This window comes from Sneathiella chungangensis (genome assembly GCF_009882935.1).
In the GTDB taxonomy this organism is placed as follows: domain Bacteria; phylum Pseudomonadota; class Alphaproteobacteria; order Sneathiellales; family Sneathiellaceae; genus Sneathiella; species Sneathiella chungangensis.
This window is the reverse complement of record NZ_WTVA01000001.1, coordinates 801,110-821,141: the sequence shown is the minus strand read 5'-3', so window position 1 is coordinate 821,141 and position 20,032 is coordinate 801,110. Positions and strand designations below refer to the sequence as shown.

24 protein-coding genes and 1 tRNA gene are annotated in these 20,032 nt (G+C 60.4%); 21 read left to right on the top strand and 4 right to left on the bottom strand.

The genetic code is table 11. The annotated features are described in order from the left end of the window. Positions 1–135 precede the first annotated feature (135 nt). Entirely contained in the window at positions 136–402 is a 267-nt protein-coding gene (locus GQF03_RS04175) for a DUF6898 family protein (protein ID WP_194237076.1), read from the top strand. 55 nt (positions 403–457) lie between these two features. Here GQF03_RS04175 and GQF03_RS04170 read toward each other — a convergent pair whose 3' ends face one another. Both GQF03_RS04170 and GQF03_RS04165 read right to left on the bottom strand, forming a co-directional pair. Continuing rightward, the gene (locus GQF03_RS04170; RefSeq protein WP_161337906.1) at positions 458–898 is read right to left on the bottom strand and encodes a Ros/MucR family transcriptional regulator; all 441 of its coding nucleotides are present in this window, start codon (positions 896–898) and stop codon (positions 458–460) included. A 73-nt stretch (positions 899–971) separates the two neighbouring features. Further along, positions 972–1,223, bottom strand: coding sequence for a hypothetical protein (locus GQF03_RS04165; protein ID WP_161337905.1), 252 nt, complete (start codon positions 1,221–1,223; stop codon positions 972–974). Positions 1,224–1,587: 364 nt separating this feature from the next. Here GQF03_RS04165 and glyA point away from each other — a divergent pair, with 364 nt between their 5' ends. From glyA to GQF03_RS04115, 10 genes are all read left to right on the top strand, one after another. Further along, entirely contained in the window at positions 1,588–2,883 is a 1,296-nt protein-coding gene (gene glyA, locus GQF03_RS04160; protein WP_161337904.1) for a serine hydroxymethyltransferase, read from the top strand. 55 nt (positions 2,884–2,938) lie between these two features. Further along, positions 2,939–3,400 (top strand): transcriptional regulator NrdR, encoded by a 462-nt coding sequence (gene nrdR, locus GQF03_RS04155; RefSeq protein ID WP_161337903.1) that lies wholly within the window; start codon positions 2,939–2,941, stop codon positions 3,398–3,400. Between the two features lie 30 nt (positions 3,401–3,430). Further along, complete coding sequence (gene ribD / locus GQF03_RS04150; protein WP_206376226.1) at positions 3,431–4,546, top strand: bifunctional diaminohydroxyphosphoribosylaminopyrimidine deaminase/5-amino-6-(5-phosphoribosylamino)uracil reductase RibD; 1,116 nt, start codon at positions 3,431–3,433, stop codon at positions 4,544–4,546. 5 nt (positions 4,547–4,551) lie between these two features. Next, on the top strand, positions 4,552–5,148 hold the full coding sequence (locus GQF03_RS04145) for a riboflavin synthase (RefSeq protein ID WP_161337902.1): 597 nt from the start codon (positions 4,552–4,554) through the stop codon (positions 5,146–5,148). After that, the gene (gene ribB, locus GQF03_RS04140) at positions 5,145–6,257 is read left to right on the top strand and encodes a 3,4-dihydroxy-2-butanone-4-phosphate synthase (protein ID WP_161337901.1); all 1,113 of its coding nucleotides are present in this window, start codon (positions 5,145–5,147) and stop codon (positions 6,255–6,257) included. The genes GQF03_RS04145 and ribB overlap by 4 nt, the downstream gene beginning before the upstream one ends. Before the next feature lie 3 nt (positions 6,258–6,260). Then, positions 6,261–6,725 (top strand): 6,7-dimethyl-8-ribityllumazine synthase, encoded by a 465-nt coding sequence (locus GQF03_RS04135; RefSeq protein WP_161337900.1) that lies wholly within the window; start codon positions 6,261–6,263, stop codon positions 6,723–6,725. Then, entirely contained in the window at positions 6,722–7,201 is a 480-nt protein-coding gene (gene nusB / locus GQF03_RS04130; protein WP_161337899.1) for a transcription antitermination factor NusB, read from the top strand. The genes GQF03_RS04135 and nusB overlap by 4 nt, the downstream gene beginning before the upstream one ends. Position 7,202: 1 nt before the next feature. Further along, on the top strand, positions 7,203–8,201 hold the full coding sequence (gene thiL, locus GQF03_RS04125; protein ID WP_161337898.1) for a thiamine-phosphate kinase: 999 nt from the start codon (positions 7,203–7,205) through the stop codon (positions 8,199–8,201). Between the two features lie 107 nt (positions 8,202–8,308). Beyond that, positions 8,309–8,869: a DUF4865 family protein gene (locus GQF03_RS04120; RefSeq protein ID WP_161337897.1), complete on the top strand. Its 561-nt coding sequence runs from the start codon at positions 8,309–8,311 to the stop codon at positions 8,867–8,869. Positions 8,870–8,912: 43 nt separating this feature from the next. Beyond that, complete coding sequence (locus tag GQF03_RS04115) at positions 8,913–10,106, top strand: MFS transporter (protein WP_161337896.1); 1,194 nt, start codon at positions 8,913–8,915, stop codon at positions 10,104–10,106. 46 nt (positions 10,107–10,152) lie between these two features. Here GQF03_RS04115 and ppa read toward each other — a convergent pair whose 3' ends face one another. Beyond that, complete coding sequence (ppa, locus tag GQF03_RS04110) at positions 10,153–10,671, bottom strand: inorganic diphosphatase (protein WP_161337895.1); 519 nt, start codon at positions 10,669–10,671, stop codon at positions 10,153–10,155. 298 nt (positions 10,672–10,969) lie between these two features. On the opposite strand from ppa, the gene GQF03_RS04105 reads away from it, so the two are divergent. Next, entirely contained in the window at positions 10,970–13,075 is a 2,106-nt protein-coding gene (locus tag GQF03_RS04105) for a sodium-translocating pyrophosphatase (RefSeq protein WP_161337894.1), read from the top strand. Positions 13,076–13,152: 77 nt separating this feature from the next. On the opposite strand, the gene GQF03_RS04100 is transcribed toward GQF03_RS04105, so the two are convergent. Continuing rightward, entirely contained in the window at positions 13,153–13,599 is a 447-nt protein-coding gene (locus tag GQF03_RS04100; RefSeq protein ID WP_161337893.1) for an outer membrane protein assembly factor BamE, read from the bottom strand. A 163-nt stretch (positions 13,600–13,762) separates the two neighbouring features. Between GQF03_RS04100 and GQF03_RS04095 the strand changes: the two genes are divergently transcribed. From GQF03_RS04095 to GQF03_RS04055, 9 genes are all read left to right on the top strand, one after another. Continuing rightward, complete coding sequence (locus GQF03_RS04095; protein WP_206376227.1) at positions 13,763–14,320, top strand: ubiquinol-cytochrome C chaperone family protein; 558 nt, start codon at positions 13,763–13,765, stop codon at positions 14,318–14,320. A gap of 167 nt (positions 14,321–14,487) precedes the next feature. Continuing rightward, on the top strand, positions 14,488–15,042 hold the full coding sequence (locus GQF03_RS04090) for a YceD family protein (protein ID WP_161337891.1): 555 nt from the start codon (positions 14,488–14,490) through the stop codon (positions 15,040–15,042). Between the two features lie 82 nt (positions 15,043–15,124). Then, entirely contained in the window at positions 15,125–15,310 is a 186-nt protein-coding gene (gene rpmF / locus GQF03_RS04085; RefSeq protein ID WP_161337890.1) for a 50S ribosomal protein L32, read from the top strand. A 42-nt stretch (positions 15,311–15,352) separates the two neighbouring features. Further along, on the top strand, positions 15,353–16,501 hold the full coding sequence (gene plsX / locus GQF03_RS04080) for a phosphate acyltransferase PlsX (protein ID WP_161337889.1): 1,149 nt from the start codon (positions 15,353–15,355) through the stop codon (positions 16,499–16,501). A 12-nt stretch (positions 16,502–16,513) separates the two neighbouring features. After that, entirely contained in the window at positions 16,514–17,485 is a 972-nt protein-coding gene (locus GQF03_RS04075; RefSeq protein ID WP_161337888.1) for a beta-ketoacyl-ACP synthase III, read from the top strand. A gap of 184 nt (positions 17,486–17,669) precedes the next feature. Further along, the gene (locus tag GQF03_RS04070) at positions 17,670–17,975 is read left to right on the top strand and encodes an integration host factor subunit alpha (RefSeq protein ID WP_161337887.1); all 306 of its coding nucleotides are present in this window, start codon (positions 17,670–17,672) and stop codon (positions 17,973–17,975) included. Between the two features lie 22 nt (positions 17,976–17,997). Beyond that, positions 17,998–18,417 (top strand): MerR family transcriptional regulator, encoded by a 420-nt coding sequence (locus GQF03_RS04065; RefSeq protein WP_161338110.1) that lies wholly within the window; start codon positions 17,998–18,000, stop codon positions 18,415–18,417. A gap of 133 nt (positions 18,418–18,550) precedes the next feature. Then, positions 18,551–18,627 (top strand) — tRNA-Pro (locus GQF03_RS04060). 212 nt (positions 18,628–18,839) lie between these two features. Beyond that, a complete protein-coding gene (locus GQF03_RS04055) occupies positions 18,840–20,012 on the top strand; it encodes a WD40 repeat domain-containing protein (RefSeq protein WP_161337886.1) in 1,173 nt (390 codons plus the stop codon). The last annotated feature ends 20 nt before the right edge of the window (positions 20,013–20,032 follow it).

The window sequence follows — 20,032 nt, the reverse complement described above, 5'->3', positions numbered from 1 at the left end:
CTGTTATTTTGGCCGGGAGGTGGCATATGCCCGCCTGTTTACCGGTTTTGCGCTGCAACATCAATATGCTTCATGGTCTTTAAAGCAATATATGGTATGTTCCGGCCAAAGTATTGAAATATTCGGGCGAAGGACATGCCATCCGACAACGCAAAGGGCGAATATATCGTCGAGTTCCAGCAGCATGGATCCTCGGTCAAGGTCTCGGTGATCGATCCGGTGAGCATGACGGAGGTTTCCATCGTCGGCCCGAGCTCCGTCGGGCAGGAGGAACTGAAACGCACCGCCCTGCAGAAACTGCATTATGTCATGAACAAGCGGGCCGGTCGCGCACCGGCCGAGCCGGACCCCGCGCCGGCGCCGTCAGGGCGCACGCCGGGGAAATCCGGAATCATCGTCTGACCCGGATTTTTCGGACTCTCTGGACTTGTAAACTGACGCGGCTCGAAAACCGGCCTTACGCGCTTTTGCGTTTGCGGCCGAGACCGAATTCCTTGGCGAATTGCGACCGCCGCTTCGCATAGGACGGCGCCACCATCGGATAATCAGGCGGCAGATTCCATTTCGCCCGGTATTCATCCGGCGTCATGTCATAATTTGACCGAAGGTAGCGTTTCAGCATTTTCAGCTGCTTGCCATCCTCCAGGCAGATCAGATAGTCGTTCTGGACCGACCGCTTGATCGGTACCGCCGGTTTCAGTTCCGACTGTTCCGGTTCCGCCTCCGTATCGAGGGAGGCAAGCGAGTTGTAGACCGTCTTGATCACCTCCACCAGTTCGGAATTTTCGATCTGGTTGTTGCTGACATAAGCCGCAGTTATGTCCGCCGTCATCCGGAGCAGTTCCTCGCGCTCCGCTGGTGCCGAGGGATTTCCCTCTTTCGTAAATGATTGTGCCATTTTTTATTTCGATCGTTGAAGTTGTCTATTTCTCAGACTGACCGCATTACATGTTATGAATTGACTATAAATGTCAATACGTGGCGGCATCAAATATAGATAAAAGCGACAAATTAGTTGATGATTGCTTGATATTAGTTTGGCCGACATCTTGAGAATCCCGCCCGATTAGTTCATTTCCGCAGTTTAAAACTATGAGAATTGTTGAATATTCGCTGCGCTGCAAAATAATACGCTGTAAGGAGAAAGAAAATCCGGCCGGTTTGACCGACAGCCCGCGGCATTGCCCGGCCCGGCGGCAGGTCGCGGCCACCGGCGCACCCATAAGGCCTGTCGATAGGGACACGCGATGTCGCGGATCGATCCGATAATTTTGCCGATTTTGATGGTCGCGTGATCAGGGACCGTTTGGCGTGCGGTGGGGGACGGCGACGGACCGCCGAAAAAAGCAGAAAGGGGGCCGGGTTTTTCTAGGAACTTGCGCCGTCCTGTGCTATCCATCCGGCGCGGTTTACACTTGCAGAGAAGATGCCGTATCCGGGAGGCGCTCACGGCCATGCCTTGGCCACGCGGGGTGATCGGATCGAAGGCGCCTGACGTGAGTTTCCGGATGACCCGGACGCGAGATATTATTGGGTGACACCGGTCTGATTTCCGCCGACGGGCCGGCCTGGAAAGGATTTCTACAGATGACGATACAAAGTGCCGAGCTTGTAAATTTCTTCAAAGCGGACCTGGAGCGGAACGATCCGGACGTCTTCCGCGCCATCGGGCTGGAGCTGGGCCGCCAGCGCGACCAGATCGAGCTGATCGCCTCCGAAAATATTGTCAGCCCGGCCGTCATGGCGGCGCAGGGCTCCGTCCTCACCAATAAATATGCCGAAGGCTACCCCGGGCGGCGCTATTATGGCGGTTGCGAGTTCGTGGATATCGTCGAGGAACTGGCAATAGAGCGCGCCAAGGAACTGTTCGGCTGCGGCTTTGCCAATGTCCAGCCCAACTCGGGCTCGCAGGCGAACCAGGGCGCCTTCATGGCGCTGATCAAGCCCGGCGACACAATTCTCGGCCTGTCGCTGGCGGCCGGTGGCCATCTCACCCATGGCGCGGCGCCGAACCAGTCGGGCAAATGGTTCCATGCGGTTCATTACGGCGTCGACCGGGACAGCCACCAGGTCGATTTCGACGAAGTGCGCAAACTGGCGAGGGAACATCAGCCCAAAATGATCATTGCCGGCGGCTCGGCCTATCCGCGGCATCTCGATTTTGCGAAATTCCGCGAGATTGCCGATGAGGTCGGCGCCTATCTGATGGTCGACATGGCGCATTTCGCCGGGCTGGTCGCGGCGGGCGTCCACCCGAGCCCGATCCCCCATGCCCATATCGTCACCACCACCACCCATAAGACGCTCCGCGGTCCGCGCGGCGGCATGATCCTGACCAATGACGAGGCGATCGCCAAGAAGGTGAACAGCGCGATCTTCCCCGGCATGCAGGGCGGCCCGCTGATGCATGTGATCGCGGCGAAGGCCGTGGCCTTTGGCGAGGCGCTCACCCCGGCCTTTAAATCCTACGCCGCGCAGGTCGTCGAGAATGCGAACGTGCTGGCCGATACGCTGGTCGGTCATGGCCTCGATATCGTCTCGGGCGGCACCGACACCCATCTGATGCTGGTCGATCTCCGGCCGAAGAAGCTGACCGGCGATATTGCCGAGCGGGCGCTGGAGAATGCGCATATCACCTGCAACAAGAACGGCATTCCGTTCGATCCGGAGAAGCCGATGGTGACCTCCGGCGTGCGTCTTGGCAGCCCGGCGGCGACAACCCGCGGCTTTGGCGCGGCGGAATTCACGAAAGTCGGCGATCTGATTGCCGAAGTGCTTGACGGACTGGCCGCAAACCCGGAGGATAACGGGGCTGTCGAGGCGAAGGTCCGCGGTGAGGTGAAGGCGCTGTGCGATGCCTTTCCCCTCTATCCGGACATTTGAGCAGGGAATGAGCGCCGGACAGCGGATTTGACAAGAGAAGTAAGGGGAATGCCGGATGCGCTGTCCATTTTGCAGTAGTGAAGAAACGCAGGTCAAGGATAGCCGCCCGACCGAGGACAATACGGCGATACGGCGGCGGCGGGCCTGCGCGACCTGCGGCGCCCGTTTCACCACCTTCGAGCGGGTGCAGCTGCGCGAGCTGACGGTGGTCAAGAAAGACGGGCAGCGGATGCCGTTCGAGCGCGAGAAGCTGGAACGCTCCATCAGCATCGCGACGCGCAAGCGCCCCGTCGATCCCGACCGCATCGACCGCATGATCAATGGCATTGTCCGCCAGCTTGAAAGCAGCGGCGATCAGGAAGTCCCCTCCGAGCGGATCGGCGAGCTGGTGATGGAGGGGCTGGCGGCGCTCGACAGCGTCTCCTACGTCCGCTTCGCCTCCGTCTACAAGGATTTCCGCGAGGCCAAGGATTTCGAGGAATTTATTGGCGAACTCAGCAGCGGCGTCTCCAACTGAACGCCGCGAACCGCCGGGAAAGCCAGAACCATGACGACCCCAGACACCCGCCGGGATGAATTCCATATGCGAAGCGCGCTGCGCCTTGCCGCGCGCGGTCTCGGCCGGGTCGCGCCCAATCCGGCTGTCGGCTGCGTGATCGTCGCGGGCGGCGAGGTGGTCGGGCGCGGCTGGACCCAGGATGGCGGCCGTCCGCATGCGGAGACCATGGCGCTTGCGATGGCGGGCAGCCGCGCGAAGGGCGCCATTGTCTATGTCACGCTGGAGCCCTGCGCCCATCACGGAAAAACACCGCCCTGCGCCGAGGCCCTGGTCAAGGCCGGCGTCGCCCGCGTTTTCATTGCCCTGCGCGATCCCGACGACCGGGTCGACGGCGGCGGCATCCGGATCTTGCAAAAGGCCGGGATCGAGGTGAGGGAAGGCCTGCTCGGCAACGAGGCGGCGGAGCTGAACGGCGGTTTTCTGATGACGCGGCTCAAGGGCCGCCCGCTCGTTACCCTCAAGATGGCGACCAGCCTCGATGGCCGGATTGCGACGGCGACAGGCGATTCCAGATGGATCACCGGCGCGGCGGCGCGGCGCTATAGCCATCTGCTGCGGGTGCAGAATGACGCGATCATGATCGGCGTCGGCACCGCCCTGACCGACGATCCGATGCTGACCTGCCGGATCAGCGGGCTGGAGCGGCATTCGCCCGTCCGCATTGTCGCGGATTCGCGCCTGCGCCTGCCGCTCACCTCGAAGCTGGTGAAGACGGCGCGCGAGGTGCCGCTCTGGGTCCTGACCATCCCCGGCAACGACCGCGACCGGCGCGAGGCGCTGGCCGATCTCGGCGCCGAGGTGATCGAGATGCCGGCGAACGAGTCCGGCCTTCCCGACATGCGGGCCGGGCTGGAGGCATTCGCCGACAGGGGAATAACGCGAATACTTGTCGAGGGAGGTTCCCATCTACTGGCAAGCTTGATAAAAGATGAACTGGCGGATCGGCTGATGTGGTTTCGCGCAGGATCGATTATCGGCGGCGATGGCGTTCCCGCGTTACAATCCATCGGTCTCGAGCGTCTTGCTGATGCGCCGGAGCTTCGCCTGATCGAGGAGCGCCGGCTGGGCGATGATTTGTTGGAAAGTTACTTTCTTCGGAACTGAATATTATGTTTACAGGCATTATCACCGATGTCGGACGGGTTCGCGGCATCGAGAAAACCGGCGACACCCGCTTCGAAATCGAAACCTCCTTCGATACGGACACCATTGATATCGGCGCCTCCATCGCCTGTTCGGGCCCCTGCCTGACGGTGGTCGAGAAGGGGGAGGGATGGTTCGCCGTCGATGCGTCGGACGAGACCCTCTCCTGCACCAATCTCGGTGACTGGCGGGAGGGGACGCAGGTCAATCTGGAACGGGCGCTGAAAATCGGCGACGAACTGGGCGGCCATGTGGTCACCGGCCATGTCGATGCGGTGGTCTCGCTGCTGGCGACGGAGACTGTCGGCGATTCCACCAAACTGATTTTCTCGCTGCCGGCGAAGTTCGCGGGATTCGTCGCGCCCAAGGGCTCCGTTTGCCTTGATGGCATCTCGCTCACCGTCAATGATGTCGGCGATGATCATTTCACCGTCAATATCATCCCGCATACCCAGCAACATACCACCTTCGGCCAGCTTACCGTCGGCCGCCGGGTTAATTTCGAAATCGATGTGCTGGCGCGGTATGTCGCCCGCATGACAGAGGTAAATAAAAAAAGATGACCTATAAAGAATACCTCTCCAGCGCGGAGGAAATTATCGAGGATGCCCGTAACGGCAAGATGTTCGTGCTCGTCGACGCGGAAGACCGGGAGAATGAGGGCGACCTTGTCATCCCGGCGCAGTTCGCCACCCCCGACGCGATCAATTTCATGGCGAAGCATGGCCGCGGCCTGATCTGCCTGTCGATGTCGGAGGAGCGGGTCAATCATCTCGGCCTGCCGCTGATGGCGCAGGATAACGCCTCCCGCCTCGCGACGAACTTCACCGTCTCGATCGAGGCGCGCGAAGGCGTGACGACCGGCATTTCCGCCGCCGACCGCGCCCATACCATCGCCGTCGCCATTGATCCGAGCAAGAATGCGCAGGATATCGTCTCGCCGGGCCATGTCTTTCCGCTGGTCGCGCGCGAGGGCGGTGTGCTCCGCCGCGCCGGCCATACCGAGGCCGCGGTCGATATAGCCCGCCTCGCCGGACTGATGCCCGCCGGGGTCATCTGCGAGATCATGAATGACGACGGGACCATGGCGCGGCTGCCCGATCTGGTGAAATTCGCGCAGTTCCACGGGCTGAAAGTCGGCACGATTGCCGACCTCATCGCCTATCGCCGCCGCCATGACAGCCTGATCACCCGCGAGATCGAGGCCGATATCTCCAGCAAATACGGCGGCGACTGGAAGATGATCGTCTTCTCCAACAAGCCCGAATATGCCGAGCATGTGGCGCTGATCAAGGGCGATGTTGCCGGCGACGAGCCGGTGATGGTGCGCATGCATGCGCTCAACCTGCTCGGCGATGTGCTGGGCGAGCTTGACGAGAATCCGGATATTCTCCATGACGCGATGGCGCAGATCGACGGGGCGGGCAAGGGCGTCGTTGTCCTCATCCGCGAACCGCGCCCGATGGCGCTGTCCGACCGGGTGCGCCGCAAGCTCGGCAAGCCGCTGAAAGAATCGCTGGAGCTGCGCGATTACGGCATCGGCGCGCAGATCCTTCTCGATCTCGGGATCCGGAACATGATCCTTCTTTCCAACAACAAACGCACCGTGGTGGGTCTTGAGGGCTATGGCCTGTCGATCGCCGAAACCCGGGCGATTAATGCGAAGGGCTGAGGTATGAGTGCCGATATACATGTGCTGATCGTCGAGGCGGATTTCTACCGCGACATTTCCGATGCGCTTCTTGAGGGCGCGAAGGACGTGCTCGACGCCGCCGGGGCAAGCTACGAGGTGGTGCAGGTGCCGGGCTGCCTCGAAATTCCCGCCGCCATCCGCTTTGCCATCAAGTCGATGGAATTCATGGGCGGACGGCGACGCTATGATGCCTATGTCGCGCTCGGCTGCGTGATCCGCGGCGAAACCTCCCATTATGATACGGTGTCGGAGGAAAGCGCGCGGGCGCTGATGGATATCTCGACCGATTACTGCATCGCCGTCGGCAACGGGATCATCACCTGCGAGAATGAGGAACAGGCCTGGGCGCGGGCCCGCAAGAGTGAGAAAAACAAGGGCGGCGCCGCCGCGGAGGCAGCGCTTAAAATGCTGAAACTGAAAGAAAAATTCGGAATGTTCCCACGATGAACGCGCGCAGCGAAAAGCGGGGCGACAAGCATAGCCGGCGGACCCTTGCCCGGCTCAACGCCGTACAGGCCCTCTATCAGCTCGAGCATGACAGCCGCCCGGCCGCCGAGGTGGTCGAGGAATTCCTGCTGCACCGTGTCGGCAAGGAGCTGGACGGCGACCAGTTCAAGGACAGCGACAAGCCGTTGTTCAAGGACATCGTCCTCAATGCCAGGGCGCGGCAGGAGGAAATCGACGCCCTGATTGCCGCGCGCCTGGAAAAGGACCGGACGACGGAGCGGCTGGAGGTGGTGCTGCTCTGTCTCCTGCGCGCCGCGACCTATGAATTTCTCGCCCGCGTCGATACACCCGCCAAGGTGCTGATCAAGGAATATATCGGCATCGCCCGCACCTTCTTCACCGGCAAGGAACCGGCGCTCGTCAACGGGGTGCTGGACAAGATCGCCAAAGAGCTGCGCGGCGGCGAATTCGACTGATATGACCGGCGAGGGGCCAGCAACCGGGACCGGCGAATTTGCCCTGATCGACAAGGTCTTCAAGCCGCTTGCCGCCGAGACGCCCGCCGCCCTCGGCCTCACCGATGATGCGGCGGTGCTGGCGCCCGCGCCGGGGCGGGAGCTGGTCCTCACCAAGGATGCCATGGTCGCGGGGGTGCATTTCCTTGAGACCGACGCGCCCGGCGATATCGCGCGCAAGCTCCTCCGGGTCAATCTCTCCGACCTTGCGGCCATGGGCGCCCGGCCCATCGGCTATCTGCTGGCGACCTTCTGGCCGGAAAAGCTGGCCCTTGACTGGATTATGGAATTTGCCGACGGCCTGCGGCTGGATCAGGCGGAATTCGGCATCGGGCTTCTCGGCGGCGATACGGTGCGCACGCCCGGGCCGCTGTCGCTGTCCCTGACCGCGATCGGCGATGTTCCGGCGGGCGGCGCGCTCCGGCGGAATGCGGCGCGCGAGGGCGATCTCATCGTCGTTTCCGGCCGCATCGGCGATGCCGCGCTCGGGCTGCTCTCGCTGACGGGGGAGCTCGCCGGTCTCCCTGATGCCGAGCGCGATTACCTTCGCGGCCGTTATCACCTGCCGGTGCCGCGCCTCGCGCTCGGGGCGGCGCTTGTGGGCAAGGTGCGGGCGGCCATCGATATCTCCGACGGGCTGATCGCCGACATCGGCCATATCGCCGAGGAATCAAAGCTTGGCGCACTTCTCGACTGGGAGAAGGTGCCGCTCTCCGCGGCGGCCCGTGCGGCACTTGCGAGAGACACCGCACTGATCGAGCCGATTCTCACCGGCGGTGATGACTACGAACTCGCCTTTACGTTGCCGCCCGGCGATGCAGGCCTGCTCGAAGCGCTGGCCGGGGCGGGCGGCGTCCCGCTCACCGTTATCGGCGAAATGACGGCGGGCGATGGCGTTCGGGTGCGGCGCCCGGATGGCACGGAGATCCCGCTTAAAGCGCGCGGCTGGCAGCATTTCTGAAGCATTTTCAGGAATTTGCATAATAGCTATGCATATGTGTGGGTTGTCTTTTAGTCATATTATTGACATATTTCACGAAATTTTCATGTATTTTACGGGAGAGATGCATGCTGGCGATGCAATACTCGGTTCGCTTGCCACAAGATTTTGACATGGCACAGATACATCAGCATGTGGCCGCGCGCAGCCCGCTGTTCGACGGCTGCCCCGGACTGAGCCACAAATTCTATCTGTACGATTCCGAAGAGCATGTGTATGCGCCTTTCTATATCTGGGAAAACGCTCAATATGCCCAGGATTTCCTTCTCAATAACCTGTTCAATGGCGTGATCGAGGCCTTCGGCCGTCCGCGCGTCCGCAGCTGGCAGGTCATCGCCTTCGATTACGGCCCGTCCCGCGAGGACCCGACCTTCATGAAGAGCGCCATCGACAAGGTCCCGGCCAGCCGCCCGGTCGGCGAGCTGATGCGCAAGGAGAAGGAACGGCACGCCAGCCTTCTCAAGACCCCGGGGCTCTATGCCCATATGGTCCTCCTCGATCCGGACCGCTGGGAAAAGGGGGAGTTCAGCTTCTGGCACCGCCGCGATCAGGCGCGCCCGGTAGAAGCCGATTGCGTCTATGGCTATGATATTCTAAAAAGTTACCATCCTTTAAAAGGCGCGGCCTAGTGCCCGCCGCCGGCTTGCAACCTTCAATAACAGGAAAAACAGGATGATGGACGGCCGGACGAAGCTCAGTATCCTGCTGCTGGCCGGTTGCCAGGCGCTGATGAACAGCACCACGGCGATCATGATTTCCGCCGCTGCGCTGGTCAGCCTGACGCTTCTCGGCTCCGATAAATCCCTGGCGACGCTGCCGGTGACGGCGGTGGTGACGGGAACGGCGCTGGCCACGATTCCGGCGTCTCTCTTCATGCGCAAGGTCGGCCGCAAGTTCGGCTTCCTGTTCGGCGTCTCGATCGGCATGATGGGGGCGGCGATTTGCAGCTACGCCATCTGGATCGGCAGTTTCTGGGGCTTCGCCGTCGGCGCGATGCTCGTCGGCATGTATACCGCGTTCGGCAACTACTACCGTTTCGCCGCCGTCGATGTGGCGGGGCAGGCGAACCGCGGCAAGGCGGTGTCCTATGTGCTGGCCGGGGGCGTGATCGCCGGCTTTCTGGGCCCGCAGATCGCCAGCCGTAGCGCCGAGCTGATTTTACCCTTTGTCTATCTCGGCTCCTACCTCGCCATTGTCGTGCTCTGCGCCATCGCGATGCTGCTGATCAGCTTCGTGAAGATCCCGAGAATCGTCGCCGCCGCCAATGAAGAGGGACAGCGCCCCCTGCTCGAGATCGTCAAGCAGCCGACCTTTATCATAGCCGCCCTGAGCGCGATGTTCGGTTATGGCGTGATGAGCCTGGTGATGACGGCGACGCCGCTTGCCATGGTTGGATGCGGCCACCAGCCCGGCGATTCCTTCAATGTCATCAGCTGGCATGTCGTCGCCATGTTCGGCCCGAGCTTCTTTACCGGATCGCTGGTCAACCGTTTCGGCGAGTTCCGCATCATTCTTATCGGCGCCCTGCTCGGCGTGGCCAGCATCACCGTCTCGCTGCTTGGGCTAGAGCTGGTGAATTTCTATGTCGCGCTCATCCTGCTCGGCGTCGCCTGGAACTTCATGTTCATCGGCGGAACGACGCTGGTCACCACGACCTACCGGCCGTCGGAGACCGCGAAAGTGCAGGGGCTCAACGAGTTTCTGGTCTTTGGCACGGTGGCGACCGCCTCGCTGATGAGCGGCCAGCTGCAGGAGCGGTTCGGCTGGGAAGTCGTCAATCTGGGCGCGCTGCCCTTCCTCGGCGTCGTCATTTTGCTGGCGCTCTGGAATATGGTCGCGGCGCGGCGGCGCGTCGCGGCGGGGTAGTGGGCGGGCCCGCAGGCCCGTCGCCCCGTTAAATCACTGCCCCTTCTTAGGAAACGATGGACTTGCGGATCATTGCCGCCGCTTCGTCCGCATCGCCCCAGCGCTTGATCCGCACCCATTTGTCTTCTTCCAGATCCTTGTAATGCTCGAAGAAGTGGGAGATCTGGTCGAGCAGGATGCCGCGCAGGTCGGTATAGTTGTTGATGTTCGAATAATAGGGGTGCAGCGCATCGACCGGCACGCTCAGGATTTTCTCGTCCTGCCCGGCCTCGTCCTCCATGATCAGCACGCCGACGGGGCGGGCGCGGATGATGGCGCCGGGAATGACCGGAATCGGCCCCGCGACCAGCACATCCACCGGATCGCCGTCATCGGCGAGGGTCTGGGGAATGAAGCCGTAGTTGCAGGGATAGAACATCGCCGTATGCAGGAAGCGGTCGACGAACATGGCGCCGCTCTCCTTGTCGACTTCATATTTCACTGGCACGCCGCCGAGCGGAATTTCAATGACGACATTGACGTCCCACGGAACGTCTTTGCCCGCCGGAATTTTGGAAAGGTCCATACTGATGGTCTCCTGAAATTAACTGGCGCTCCGATAGCATGTCCGGCAAAATTTAGCCACCGTCTAAACGAAAAAAATGCTGAAAAAGCATATGAATAATCGCTCAAGAAGGGGGCGCTAAATTAGGCGGGTCCAATATCTTGCGAAAGCTAAGGTTATCTGGCATTCTACGCCCCGACTGAAGCTTGAGGGAGCTTGAGTTCCGCGCATATGGGGGAAACTTCAAGCGATTTATAACAATAATGCGAGGCCGACTCCTTGATGGCCTTTTTGTAACTTTTATGGGGATGATAGAATAATGTCAGTAGAATTATGGATTCCGATTATCTGCGGGCTGCTAGCCTTGTGCTACGGCGCTTATGCCGCAAGATTGGTGATTGCACATGACGCCGGTACGGAAAAGATGCAGCAGATCGCTGCGGCCATTCAGGAGGGCGCGTCGGCCTATCTGAACCGCCAGTATTTGACCATCGGCCTTGTCGGCATCGTCATTTTTGTCATCCTGTTTTTCCTGATGGACCTGAACGTCGCGATCGGTTTCGCGATCGGCGCCATTCTCTCCGGCGCCGCCGGCTTCATCGGCATGAACGTGTCGGTCCGGGCGAACGTCCGCACCGCGGCGGCCGCGGCGATCAGCCTGAAAGACGGCCTCAGCGTCTCCTTCATGGCTGGCGCGATTACCGGTCTTCTGGTGGTCGGCCTCGCGCTTCTCGCGGTATCGGGATATTATGCCTATCTGCTGAGTGCCGGTGTCGACGGTCGCGGGCTGGTTGACAGCCTCGTCGCCCTCAGCCTCGGCGCCTCGCTCATCTCCATCTTCGCCCGTCTCGGCGGCGGTATCTTCACCAAGGGCGCCGACGTCGGCGCCGACCTCGTCGGCAAGGTCGAGGCCGGTATTCCCGAGGATGATCCCCGCAACCCGGCGGTGATCGCCGACAACGTGGGCGACAACGTCGGTGACTGTGCCGGCATGGCCGCCGACCTGTTCGAAACCTATGCCGTGACGGTCGTTGCGACGATGGTTCTGGGGTCGATCTATTTCGCCGGGGATACGGCACTGATGTCCTATCCGCTGATGATCGGCGGCGTCTGCATCCTCACCTCCATCATCGGTACCTTCTTCGTCAAGCTCGGTGCCAACAACAGCATCATGGGCGCGCTCTACAAGGGCTTCATCGTCACCACGATCCTCTCGGCGATCGCGCTCTGGCCGATCACTCAGCTCACCATCGGCATGGACACGGTCTATACCATCGGCGCCAAGGAATTCACGGGCATGAGCCTGTTCTTCTGCGGTCTTGTGGGTCTCGTCGTCACTGGCCTGCTGATCTGGATCACCGAATATTACACCTCGACCGAATACCGCCCGGTGCGCAGCATTGCGGCGGCCTCTGAAACCGGTCACGGCACCAACGTCATCCAGGGCCTTGCCGTCTCAATGGAGGCAACGGCGATCCCGGCGATCATCATTTGCGCCGGCATCATCGTTTCCTACAACCTTGCGGCCCTGTTCGGGATCGCCATCGCGGTGACCACCATGCTGGCGCTCGCCGGGATGATCGTCGCGCTCGACGCCTACGGTCCGGTCACCGATAACGCCGGCGGTATCGCCGAGATGGCCAATATGGACGAGGAAGTGCGCAAGACGACCGACGCGCTCGATGCGGTCGGCAACACCACCAAGGCCGTTACCAAGGGCTATGCCATCGGTTCCGCCGGTCTCGGTGCGCTGGTGCTGTTCGCCGCCTATACGGAGGATCTGTCCTTCTTCATCGCCAATGCGACGCCGGACCAGTTCAGCTTCTTCCAGGGCGTCGTGCTCGACTTCAGCCTGAAGAATCCCTATGTGGTGGTCGGCCTGATTCTCGGCGGATTGCTTCCTTATCTGTTCGGGGCCATGGGCATGATGGCCGTGGGCCGGGCCGCGGGCTCGGTGGTGCGCGAAGTGCGCCGCCAGTTCAAGGAAATCCCCGGCATCATGGAAGGCACCGGCAAGCCCGATTATGGCCGCGCCGTTGACATGCTGACCAAGGCGGCGATCAAGGAAATGATCATTCCGTCCCTGCTGCCGCTGCTGGCGCCGATCGTCATCTTCTATTTGATGATGTTCATCGCGGATAAATCCGCCGCCTTCGCCACCGTCGGCGCAATGCTGCTTGGCGTGATCATTACCGGCCTCTTCGTCGCTGTCTCGATGACGGCGGGCGGCGGCGCCTGGGATAACGCCAAGAAATATATCGAGGATGGCCATCATGGCGGCAAGGGCACCGATGCCCATGCGGCGGCGGTCACCGGCGATACGGTTGGCGATCCCTACAAGGACACGGCGGGTCCCGCCGTCAACCCGATGATCAAGATCACCAACATCATCGCGCTTCTCCTGCTGGCGGCGCTGGCCCACTAAGCCGGTTCGCCCGCACGGCAAAAGAAAACCCCCGGTTCGCCGGGGGTTTTTTTATGCGCGTCACGAAGGAGAGGTGATCACTGGCCCGCGGTGTTGAATCGCCCGAGGTTGCCGAAGAGCTGCTCGAACAGGCTGAGCTTGCGCCCACCCGTCGGCGTTTCCCGCTCGACCACCTCGATCTCCTCGCCGGCTTCCTTGTCGAGGTCGGAGATATTGGCGACGACATCATTGATATCGAACTTGACGATGACGATATTGCGCTCCCGGACCTCTTTCTCGAAGAAGGCCAGATGCTCGGTCTTGCTGCTGATATAGTACCAGGCGTCGCCCTCGGTCTGGAAGGTGGCGATGCTGGAGGGCGAGCCCATGATCTCCTGCACGGCGTCCTTGTTGGTGACGCCGGGCTCGATCTTGGCGAGCTGTTCGGGATCGAAATGATATCCCTGGTCCGACTTGATCGGCTCGCAGGCGGTGAGGGCGAGGCCGAGAACGGCGATGCAAAGTCCGCTTTTCAGATATTTCATGGTCCCTTGCCCCGGCGTGTCTTTCAGTTGACTATCCGCCGTACATTGCGTAATTCAGGCTAATAAATGGCTTGCCGCTTGGGAAATGTCAAATTTTCTGACGCGGACGACCGCCATATTCCGCGATCAACGGAATTCCTTTCGCCCAAGCAGGAGTGAACGCGTGGTTTTTGCTAAACTTTTCCGCCGCAATCCGCTGGACCGCCCGGCGGCGTCGCTCTATGCGGAAATTGTCGCCCGCGCGCGCACACCGGTCTTTTACGAGGCGGCGGCGGTGCCCGATACGGTCGATGGCCGGTTCGAGATGATCTCGCTGCATGCCTTCCTCGTCATGCGGCGGCTGAAAGCGGGCGGGGAGACGGCGCAGAAACTCTCGCAGGCCCTGTTCGACGAGATGTTCGCCGATATGGACCAGTCCCTGCGCGAGATCGGCGTCGGCGACCTCAGCGTCGGCAAGCATATCAAGAAGATGGCAAAGGCCTTCTATGGCCGTGTCGCGGCCTATGAGGCGGCGCTCGACGGGGCGGGGGAGACGCTGGAGGCGGCGCTGCGCCGCGATCACTACGGCACGGTGGAGGCGGTGCCGGACGCGGCCGTCGGGCTGCTCGCCGACTATGTCCGCGGTGCCGATCGTCAACTGGCCGCCGCGCCGCTTGCGGAGCTGATGCAGGGAAAGGTCCAGTTCGGCCCCGTTCCGACAGGTGAAAAACCGCAGGAATAGGCGCATTTTGCCCTTGCAAGGCCCGCCGGAAATTGCCATTTTCCGGATGTGACAAAAACATTGACCGCGCGCGGCGAAACCAGTATTTTCGCGCCTTCGAATCGCCAGCCGTTCGGGAAACGCCCGGAGCGGCCCCGGCGGCGCTGGTTTTGGAAGGATTTGTCGCGATGAAGGAGACCGGGGGTGGATTCGCTCGGTGGATGAATGTTGAGCGGATCGGGCGGGAGCCCCACAGCTTCGATATTCAGGCGACGGAAGAGGAATGCGCGGCGCTAGCGACATCGCTGGGTATTCTGGGCCTTGAACGGCTGCAGGCCAGCGGATCGCTTGTGCGCCAGAGTTCGAACGGCCAGATCGCCCTTTCGGGCCGGGTGACGGCGACGGCGGTTCAGGCCTGCGTGGTGACGCTGGAGCCGGTGCCGGAGACGATTGACGAGGAATTCACGGTGTTCTACACCTTCGATCCGAAAGACCTCGTCGTCGAGGATCTGGACAAGGTCGTTGGTATGGATGAACCGGATCTGCCCGAACTGATCGTAGGGGGGCGGATCAACCTGGCGGATATGATCGCCGAACAGATCGTGCTGGCGCTCGATCCCTATCCGCGGAGCGAGAATGCGCCGGAGGATCTGAGTGACGCCGAGGCCCTTGACCGGGCCAAGAAGGAGCAGGGGGTTTACCAGCCTTTTGCAAATTTGAAGGACTTGATGAGCAAGAAATGATATGAAGGGCATCCGCAATTTCATATCGACGGACCATATGATGTTGCCCTCGACGGGGGCTTTGGAGTGAAAGACTAGGACAATGGCAGTACCAAAAAGGAAAACCACCAAATCCAAGCGCAACATGCGCCGGGCCCATGATGCGCTCAGCGGTACGCAGGTTCAGGAATGCCCGAACTGCGGCGAGATGAAGCGCTCTCACCATGTTTGCGGTGAATGCGGCCATTATGGCGACCGCGAAATCCTGGAAACGAGCGACATCCTGTAATCGGCATTTTGCTGATTAGGATGGCCGCACCCGGACCTTATTATGCCTGAGAATATTGTCATTGCCCTGGACGCGATGGGGGGAGACCATGCTCCCGACATCGTGGTTAAGGGCATTGACATTATCCGTGTCCAGTTTCCCAAGGCCCGCTTCCTGCTGTTCGGCGATCAGGTCCGCCTCGAGCCGCTGCTGAAGGCCCATCCGGGCGTGCGCGGCGTGTGCGAGCTGCGCCATACCGACGAAGCGGTCAAATCCGAAGACAAGCCGAGCCAGGCGCTGCGCAAGGGTCGCAAGAGCAGCATGCGCCTTGCCATCGACGCCGTGCGCGACGGCGAGGCGGGGGCCGTTGTCTCCGCCGGCAATACCGGCGCGCTGATGGCGATGGCGAAGGTGTCGCTGCGCATGATGGCGGGAATCGACCGTCCGGCCATTGCATCGGTGCTGCCCTCCCCGCGCGGGGAGACGGTGATGCTGGATCTCGGCGCGAATATCGAATGCGATGCCGACAACCTCGTGCAGTTCGCTTTCATGGGCGCCGATTTCGCCCGCGCCGTCCTTGGCCGCGTGCCGCCGCGCGTCGCGCTGCTCAATGTCGGGATCGAGGAACTCAAAGGCAACGATACCATTCGCGAGGCCGGCGAACGCCTTAAATCCATCGAAAATGCGCCGTTCGACTATCACGGCTTTGTCGAGGGCGACGATATCACCCGCGGCGTCGTCGATGTGATCGTCACCGACGGCTTTACCGGGAATATCGCGCTGAAAACCGCCGAGGGGGTGGTCCGGCTGTTCACCGATTTCCTGCGCGCGGGCTTCAAGAGCTCGCTGATGTCGCGCATCGGCTACCTGTTCGCCCGCGGCGGGCTGAACATCCTGCGCGAGCGGCTGGATCCGCGCGTCTATAACGGCGGCGTGCTGCTCGGTCTCAACGGGCTCTGCGTGAAGAGCCACGGCGGCACCGACGAGACGGGATTCGCCAATGCCATCGGCGTCGCCATCGAGATGGTCTCCGACGATATGATCGATAAAATGCGCAGCAACTTCGAGACCTTTGATATGGCGGAGAAAATGAGTAATAATACCGCCGGGTCCGGCAATGGTGAAATGAAACAAGAAGCGGCGGCCGAACCGGCCTCAACCGCCGCCCCGAAACGGAATCAGCCTTCCGGCCCTCAAGATGATGCCGGATAGAACAGGAAGTTTATGCGTCGCTCAGTAATTACCGCCACCGGATCTTATCTTCCCGAACGTATTGTCACGAATGAGGAACTGTCCACCAGGGTGGATACCTCCGATGAATGGATCGTCGCCCGCTCCGGCATCAAGCAGCGGCATATCGCCGCGGAAGGGGAGCTGACCTCCGATCTTGCCACCCATGCGGCGCGCGCCGCCCTCGACATGGCGGGGCTGAAGCCTGACGATATCGACCTGATCGTGCTGGCCACCGCGACGCCGGACGAGACTTTTCCCGCCAGCGCAACGGTGGTGCAGAAGAACCTCGGCATGACGCGGGGCTTTGCCTTCGACATCCAGGCTGTCTGTACAGGCTTTCTCTTCGCGCTGGCGACCGCCGATAATTTCGTGAAGTCCGGCCAGGCGAATCGCGCGCTGGTCATCGGCGCCGAGACCTTCTCGCGCATCCTCGACTGGGAGGACCGGACGACCTGCGTCCTGTTCGCCGACGGCGCCGGCGCCATCATCCTCGAGGCGGCGGAGGGCGAGGGCACGTCCGATGACCGCGGCGTGCTGACCACCCATCTGCATTCGGACGGGGACAAGCACGACCTTCTCTATGTCGACGGCGGGCCGTCCTCGACCCAGACGACCGGCTTCCTCCGGATGGAGGGGCGGGAGGTGTTCCGCCATGCCGTCAACAATCTCGCCAGCGTCGTCCATGAGGCGATGGACGCAACGGGGCTGACGACCGACGATATCGACTGGCTGGTCCCCCATCAGGCCAACAAGCGGATCATCGACGGCACCGGCAAGAAACTTAAACTCGATCCTGAGAAAGTTATCCTAACTGTCGATAAACACGGGAATACTTCTGCCGCTTCGGTTCCGCTCGCCCTGGACGAGGCGGTCCGCGACGGGCGCATCAAGCGCGGCGACCTGCTGCTGCTGGAGGCCATGGGCGGCGGCTTTACCTGGGGTTCGGCGCTGGTCCGCTGGTAGGTTCTGCGAATCTCTTTGCCGGGCTGCTCTCCTACGTCGTCAATTCCCTGATCAATTTCAATCAGTTATCGCGCCTTTTTGCCAAAAAACCGGCTTTTAGCCCGGTAACGGCCCGGAATCGCACCTTTATGATTGACGCGGTCCGCCGCTTTGATAATCCTGTTAACACTAACGGGGTATCATCATGACAAAAAACACATTGACCAGAGCAAATTTGGCAGAGGCTGTCTATCAACAGGTCGGGCTTTCACGCAATGAATCCGCCGATCATGTTGAGGCCGTCCTGTCGGAGATCGCCGACCGACTTGTCGCCGGCGAGACAGTAAAGATTTCCTCTTTCGGCAGTCTTCAGGTGCGTCAGAAGTCGGGCCGTGTCGGCCGCAATCCGAAAACCGGGGAGGAAGTGCCGATCAACCCGCGCCGGGTTCTCGTGTTTCGTGCGTCCCATGTCCTGAAGGACAAGATCAACAAGGGCAACGGTGGCGCATAAGGTGGCGAGAGAGGCACAAAAACTGCAAAAATCGCCGGATGCCTTCCGTACCATCAGCGAAGTCTCGGCCGAACTCGACGTCCCGCAACATGTGCTGCGTTTCTGGGAGACGAAGTTCAAGGTCGTCAAACCCTTGAAGCGCGGCGGCGGGCGGCGCTATTACCGGCCCGCCGATGTCGAGCTGATCCGCGGCATTCGTGATCTCCTGTACAAGCATGGTTTCACCATTCGCGGTGCGCAAAAGCTCCTGAAGGAGCAGGGAGGGCGCATCGACAATGTGGACGCCATGGTTTCCGCCGCGAGAGCGGAGGGGAACCCGGCGCTGACCCAGGCGGCGGGGGATCCGGCCACGGCCGAGGGGAAGGCACTGCCGGGCGATGCGAAGGCGGAGCTGCGGGCGGTGCTCGCGGAGCTGCGGGAGCTCAAGGAGATGCTTGCCTGAGCGGCATGCGGCGGTGATTTGCGGCGCGCGAAAAAAATACGGGTCGACGCCATAACGGGCGTTGCCATCGCCGGCGGCTGTCAGTATAGTGCGCCAGCCTCGGGCGCGGCGCGCCCGGTCACCAGGGACCTGGCGGGCAGTAGCGCAGCCTGGTAGCGCACTTCACTGGGGGTGAAGGGGTCGTCGGTTCAAATCCGGCCTGCCCGACCAATCAAGCCTCGAAGCCATCCGGTTTCGGGGCTTTTTTAGTGGGGATTATAAAGAGATTTTATTTCTTCTGTTAAATCGTTAAGGTGGTGGCTCCGGTATGGATGTAGGGGGCCGTCATAATGATTTCCGGCAAGGTTTTTGTAAGTTTGATACTGGCAGTTCTTACCTGCGTCGCCTGCTCAGCGTCAGATTACAAATTCCGGGGCGCTTCAATGGATGAAACGACAGCAGACAGCAAACCAGTTACGAGGCTTTCCGTAAACAACCCTTCTTTTTCTCCAGATGGCCGGTATTTTGCGTTCGATTTTTATGAGTTTTCGTTCGCGGATCGACGTACTATTCGATCCGGCCTTTCAATCGGGCTTTACGACCTGAAAAGTCAGACCATCAAGATTCTTAAATCACCTTTAAAGCCAGAGGCAGGCTCCGGATGGCATTCGCCAAGCTTTGATCCGACCGGTAAAAAACTGGTGATGGTCACTGTTTGCATCACTGAAAATTGTCCTGATGATATATATGGAACGCAGATTGGTGTTTTTGAGCTTGATACCAACAAATTCACCTGGATTACCGACGCTCGAGAAAAAACTTATAACTGGGGCTTTGGATTTTCTCCGAGAGGTCTACGCCTAACAAGCTGGCCATACTATGGTCGGGCTGTTGTTCGCGGATATCCAATCTTTTCCGCAGATGGGAAACACATTTATCATGTCATGTCTGCAGGAGCGAAAGGCTCAAATGTATTCTGGATGCAGATCAATGCAGAATACTGGCTGAATAAACTCGATCTGGAAGATTCAACCGGTTCCCATATAGTTTCCGATAAATCGGTATTGTCGCATGAGCATGATGCTGTAATTTTTAAGGGTGATGGTCGATTATCGCGTGCCGGAAAAGCTAGATTGATATTCAGCGGTACGGTCGCATTGGGGCCGGGGCATGAGGAACTGGAGGCGCGCAAACCGTCTGCTTTTTTTTATAATATTGAAAGTGATGAACTTTCCGTCGCCTTTGATAAGGAGAATATGCCTTTCGACCCCCGGTTTCCGCCTGATCGTCAGTATCGGCTTCGCTCGATTTCTTCCTCCGGAGACGGCACCCGGATTGCCGCCTTAAGCGGCAAGAAAGACATCGTTTATCTCTGGGAAAAGGGCAAGTTTCGCACGCTGATGACCGCCGCAGACCTGGGCGTTGACAGGATAAGCCAAGTCTCAATTTCCTCCGATGGCAATCAACTCATAATTTTACCGCCACAGGAACCGATATCGCCCGAAGATTTCGCGGCTGACATTGAACATTTCTGGCTGCTGGATCTGAACTCCAATGCACTGACATCCCGCCCCCTCAAAAAACCGCTTCGCGATGCGATTGATGCACTCAAGTAGGGAGAAAAGTTTTAGATCTT

Bases quoted from the DNA above. Each gene is read 5' to 3' on its own strand.
- GQF03_RS04175 (WP_194237076.1), top strand. From the start codon at position 136: ATGCCATCCGACAACGCAAAGGGCGAATATATCGTCGAGTTCCAGCAG.
- GQF03_RS04170 (WP_161337906.1), bottom strand. From the start codon at position 898: ATGGCACAATCATTTACGAAAGAGGGAAATCCCTCGGCACCAGCGGAG.
- GQF03_RS04165 (WP_161337905.1), bottom strand. From the start codon at position 1,223: ATGGGTGCGCCGGTGGCCGCGACCTGCCGCCGGGCCGGGCAATGCCGC.
- glyA (WP_161337904.1), top strand. From the start codon at position 1,588: ATGACGATACAAAGTGCCGAGCTTGTAAATTTCTTCAAAGCGGACCTG.
- nrdR (WP_161337903.1), top strand. From the start codon at position 2,939: ATGCGCTGTCCATTTTGCAGTAGTGAAGAAACGCAGGTCAAGGATAGC.
- ribD (WP_206376226.1), top strand. From the start codon at position 3,431: ATGACGACCCCAGACACCCGCCGGGATGAATTCCATATGCGAAGCGCG.
- GQF03_RS04145 (WP_161337902.1), top strand. From the start codon at position 4,552: ATGTTTACAGGCATTATCACCGATGTCGGACGGGTTCGCGGCATCGAG.
- ribB (WP_161337901.1), top strand. From the start codon at position 5,145: ATGACCTATAAAGAATACCTCTCCAGCGCGGAGGAAATTATCGAGGAT.
- GQF03_RS04135 (WP_161337900.1), top strand. From the start codon at position 6,261: ATGAGTGCCGATATACATGTGCTGATCGTCGAGGCGGATTTCTACCGC.
- nusB (WP_161337899.1), top strand. From the start codon at position 6,722: ATGAACGCGCGCAGCGAAAAGCGGGGCGACAAGCATAGCCGGCGGACC.
- thiL (WP_161337898.1), top strand. From the start codon at position 7,203: ATGACCGGCGAGGGGCCAGCAACCGGGACCGGCGAATTTGCCCTGATC.
- GQF03_RS04120 (WP_161337897.1), top strand. From the start codon at position 8,309: ATGCTGGCGATGCAATACTCGGTTCGCTTGCCACAAGATTTTGACATG.
- GQF03_RS04115 (WP_161337896.1), top strand. From the start codon at position 8,913: ATGATGGACGGCCGGACGAAGCTCAGTATCCTGCTGCTGGCCGGTTGC.
- ppa (WP_161337895.1), bottom strand. From the start codon at position 10,671: ATGGACCTTTCCAAAATTCCGGCGGGCAAAGACGTTCCGTGGGACGTC.
- GQF03_RS04105 (WP_161337894.1), top strand. From the start codon at position 10,970: ATGTCAGTAGAATTATGGATTCCGATTATCTGCGGGCTGCTAGCCTTG.
- GQF03_RS04100 (WP_161337893.1), bottom strand. From the start codon at position 13,599: ATGAAATATCTGAAAAGCGGACTTTGCATCGCCGTTCTCGGCCTCGCC.
- GQF03_RS04090 (WP_161337891.1), top strand. From the start codon at position 14,488: ATGAAGGAGACCGGGGGTGGATTCGCTCGGTGGATGAATGTTGAGCGG.
- rpmF (WP_161337890.1), top strand. From the start codon at position 15,125: ATGGCAGTACCAAAAAGGAAAACCACCAAATCCAAGCGCAACATGCGC.
- plsX (WP_161337889.1), top strand. From the start codon at position 15,353: ATGCCTGAGAATATTGTCATTGCCCTGGACGCGATGGGGGGAGACCAT.
- GQF03_RS04075 (WP_161337888.1), top strand. From the start codon at position 16,514: ATGCGTCGCTCAGTAATTACCGCCACCGGATCTTATCTTCCCGAACGT.
- GQF03_RS04070 (WP_161337887.1), top strand. From the start codon at position 17,670: ATGACAAAAAACACATTGACCAGAGCAAATTTGGCAGAGGCTGTCTAT.
- GQF03_RS04055 (WP_161337886.1), top strand. From the start codon at position 18,840: ATGGATGAAACGACAGCAGACAGCAAACCAGTTACGAGGCTTTCCGTA.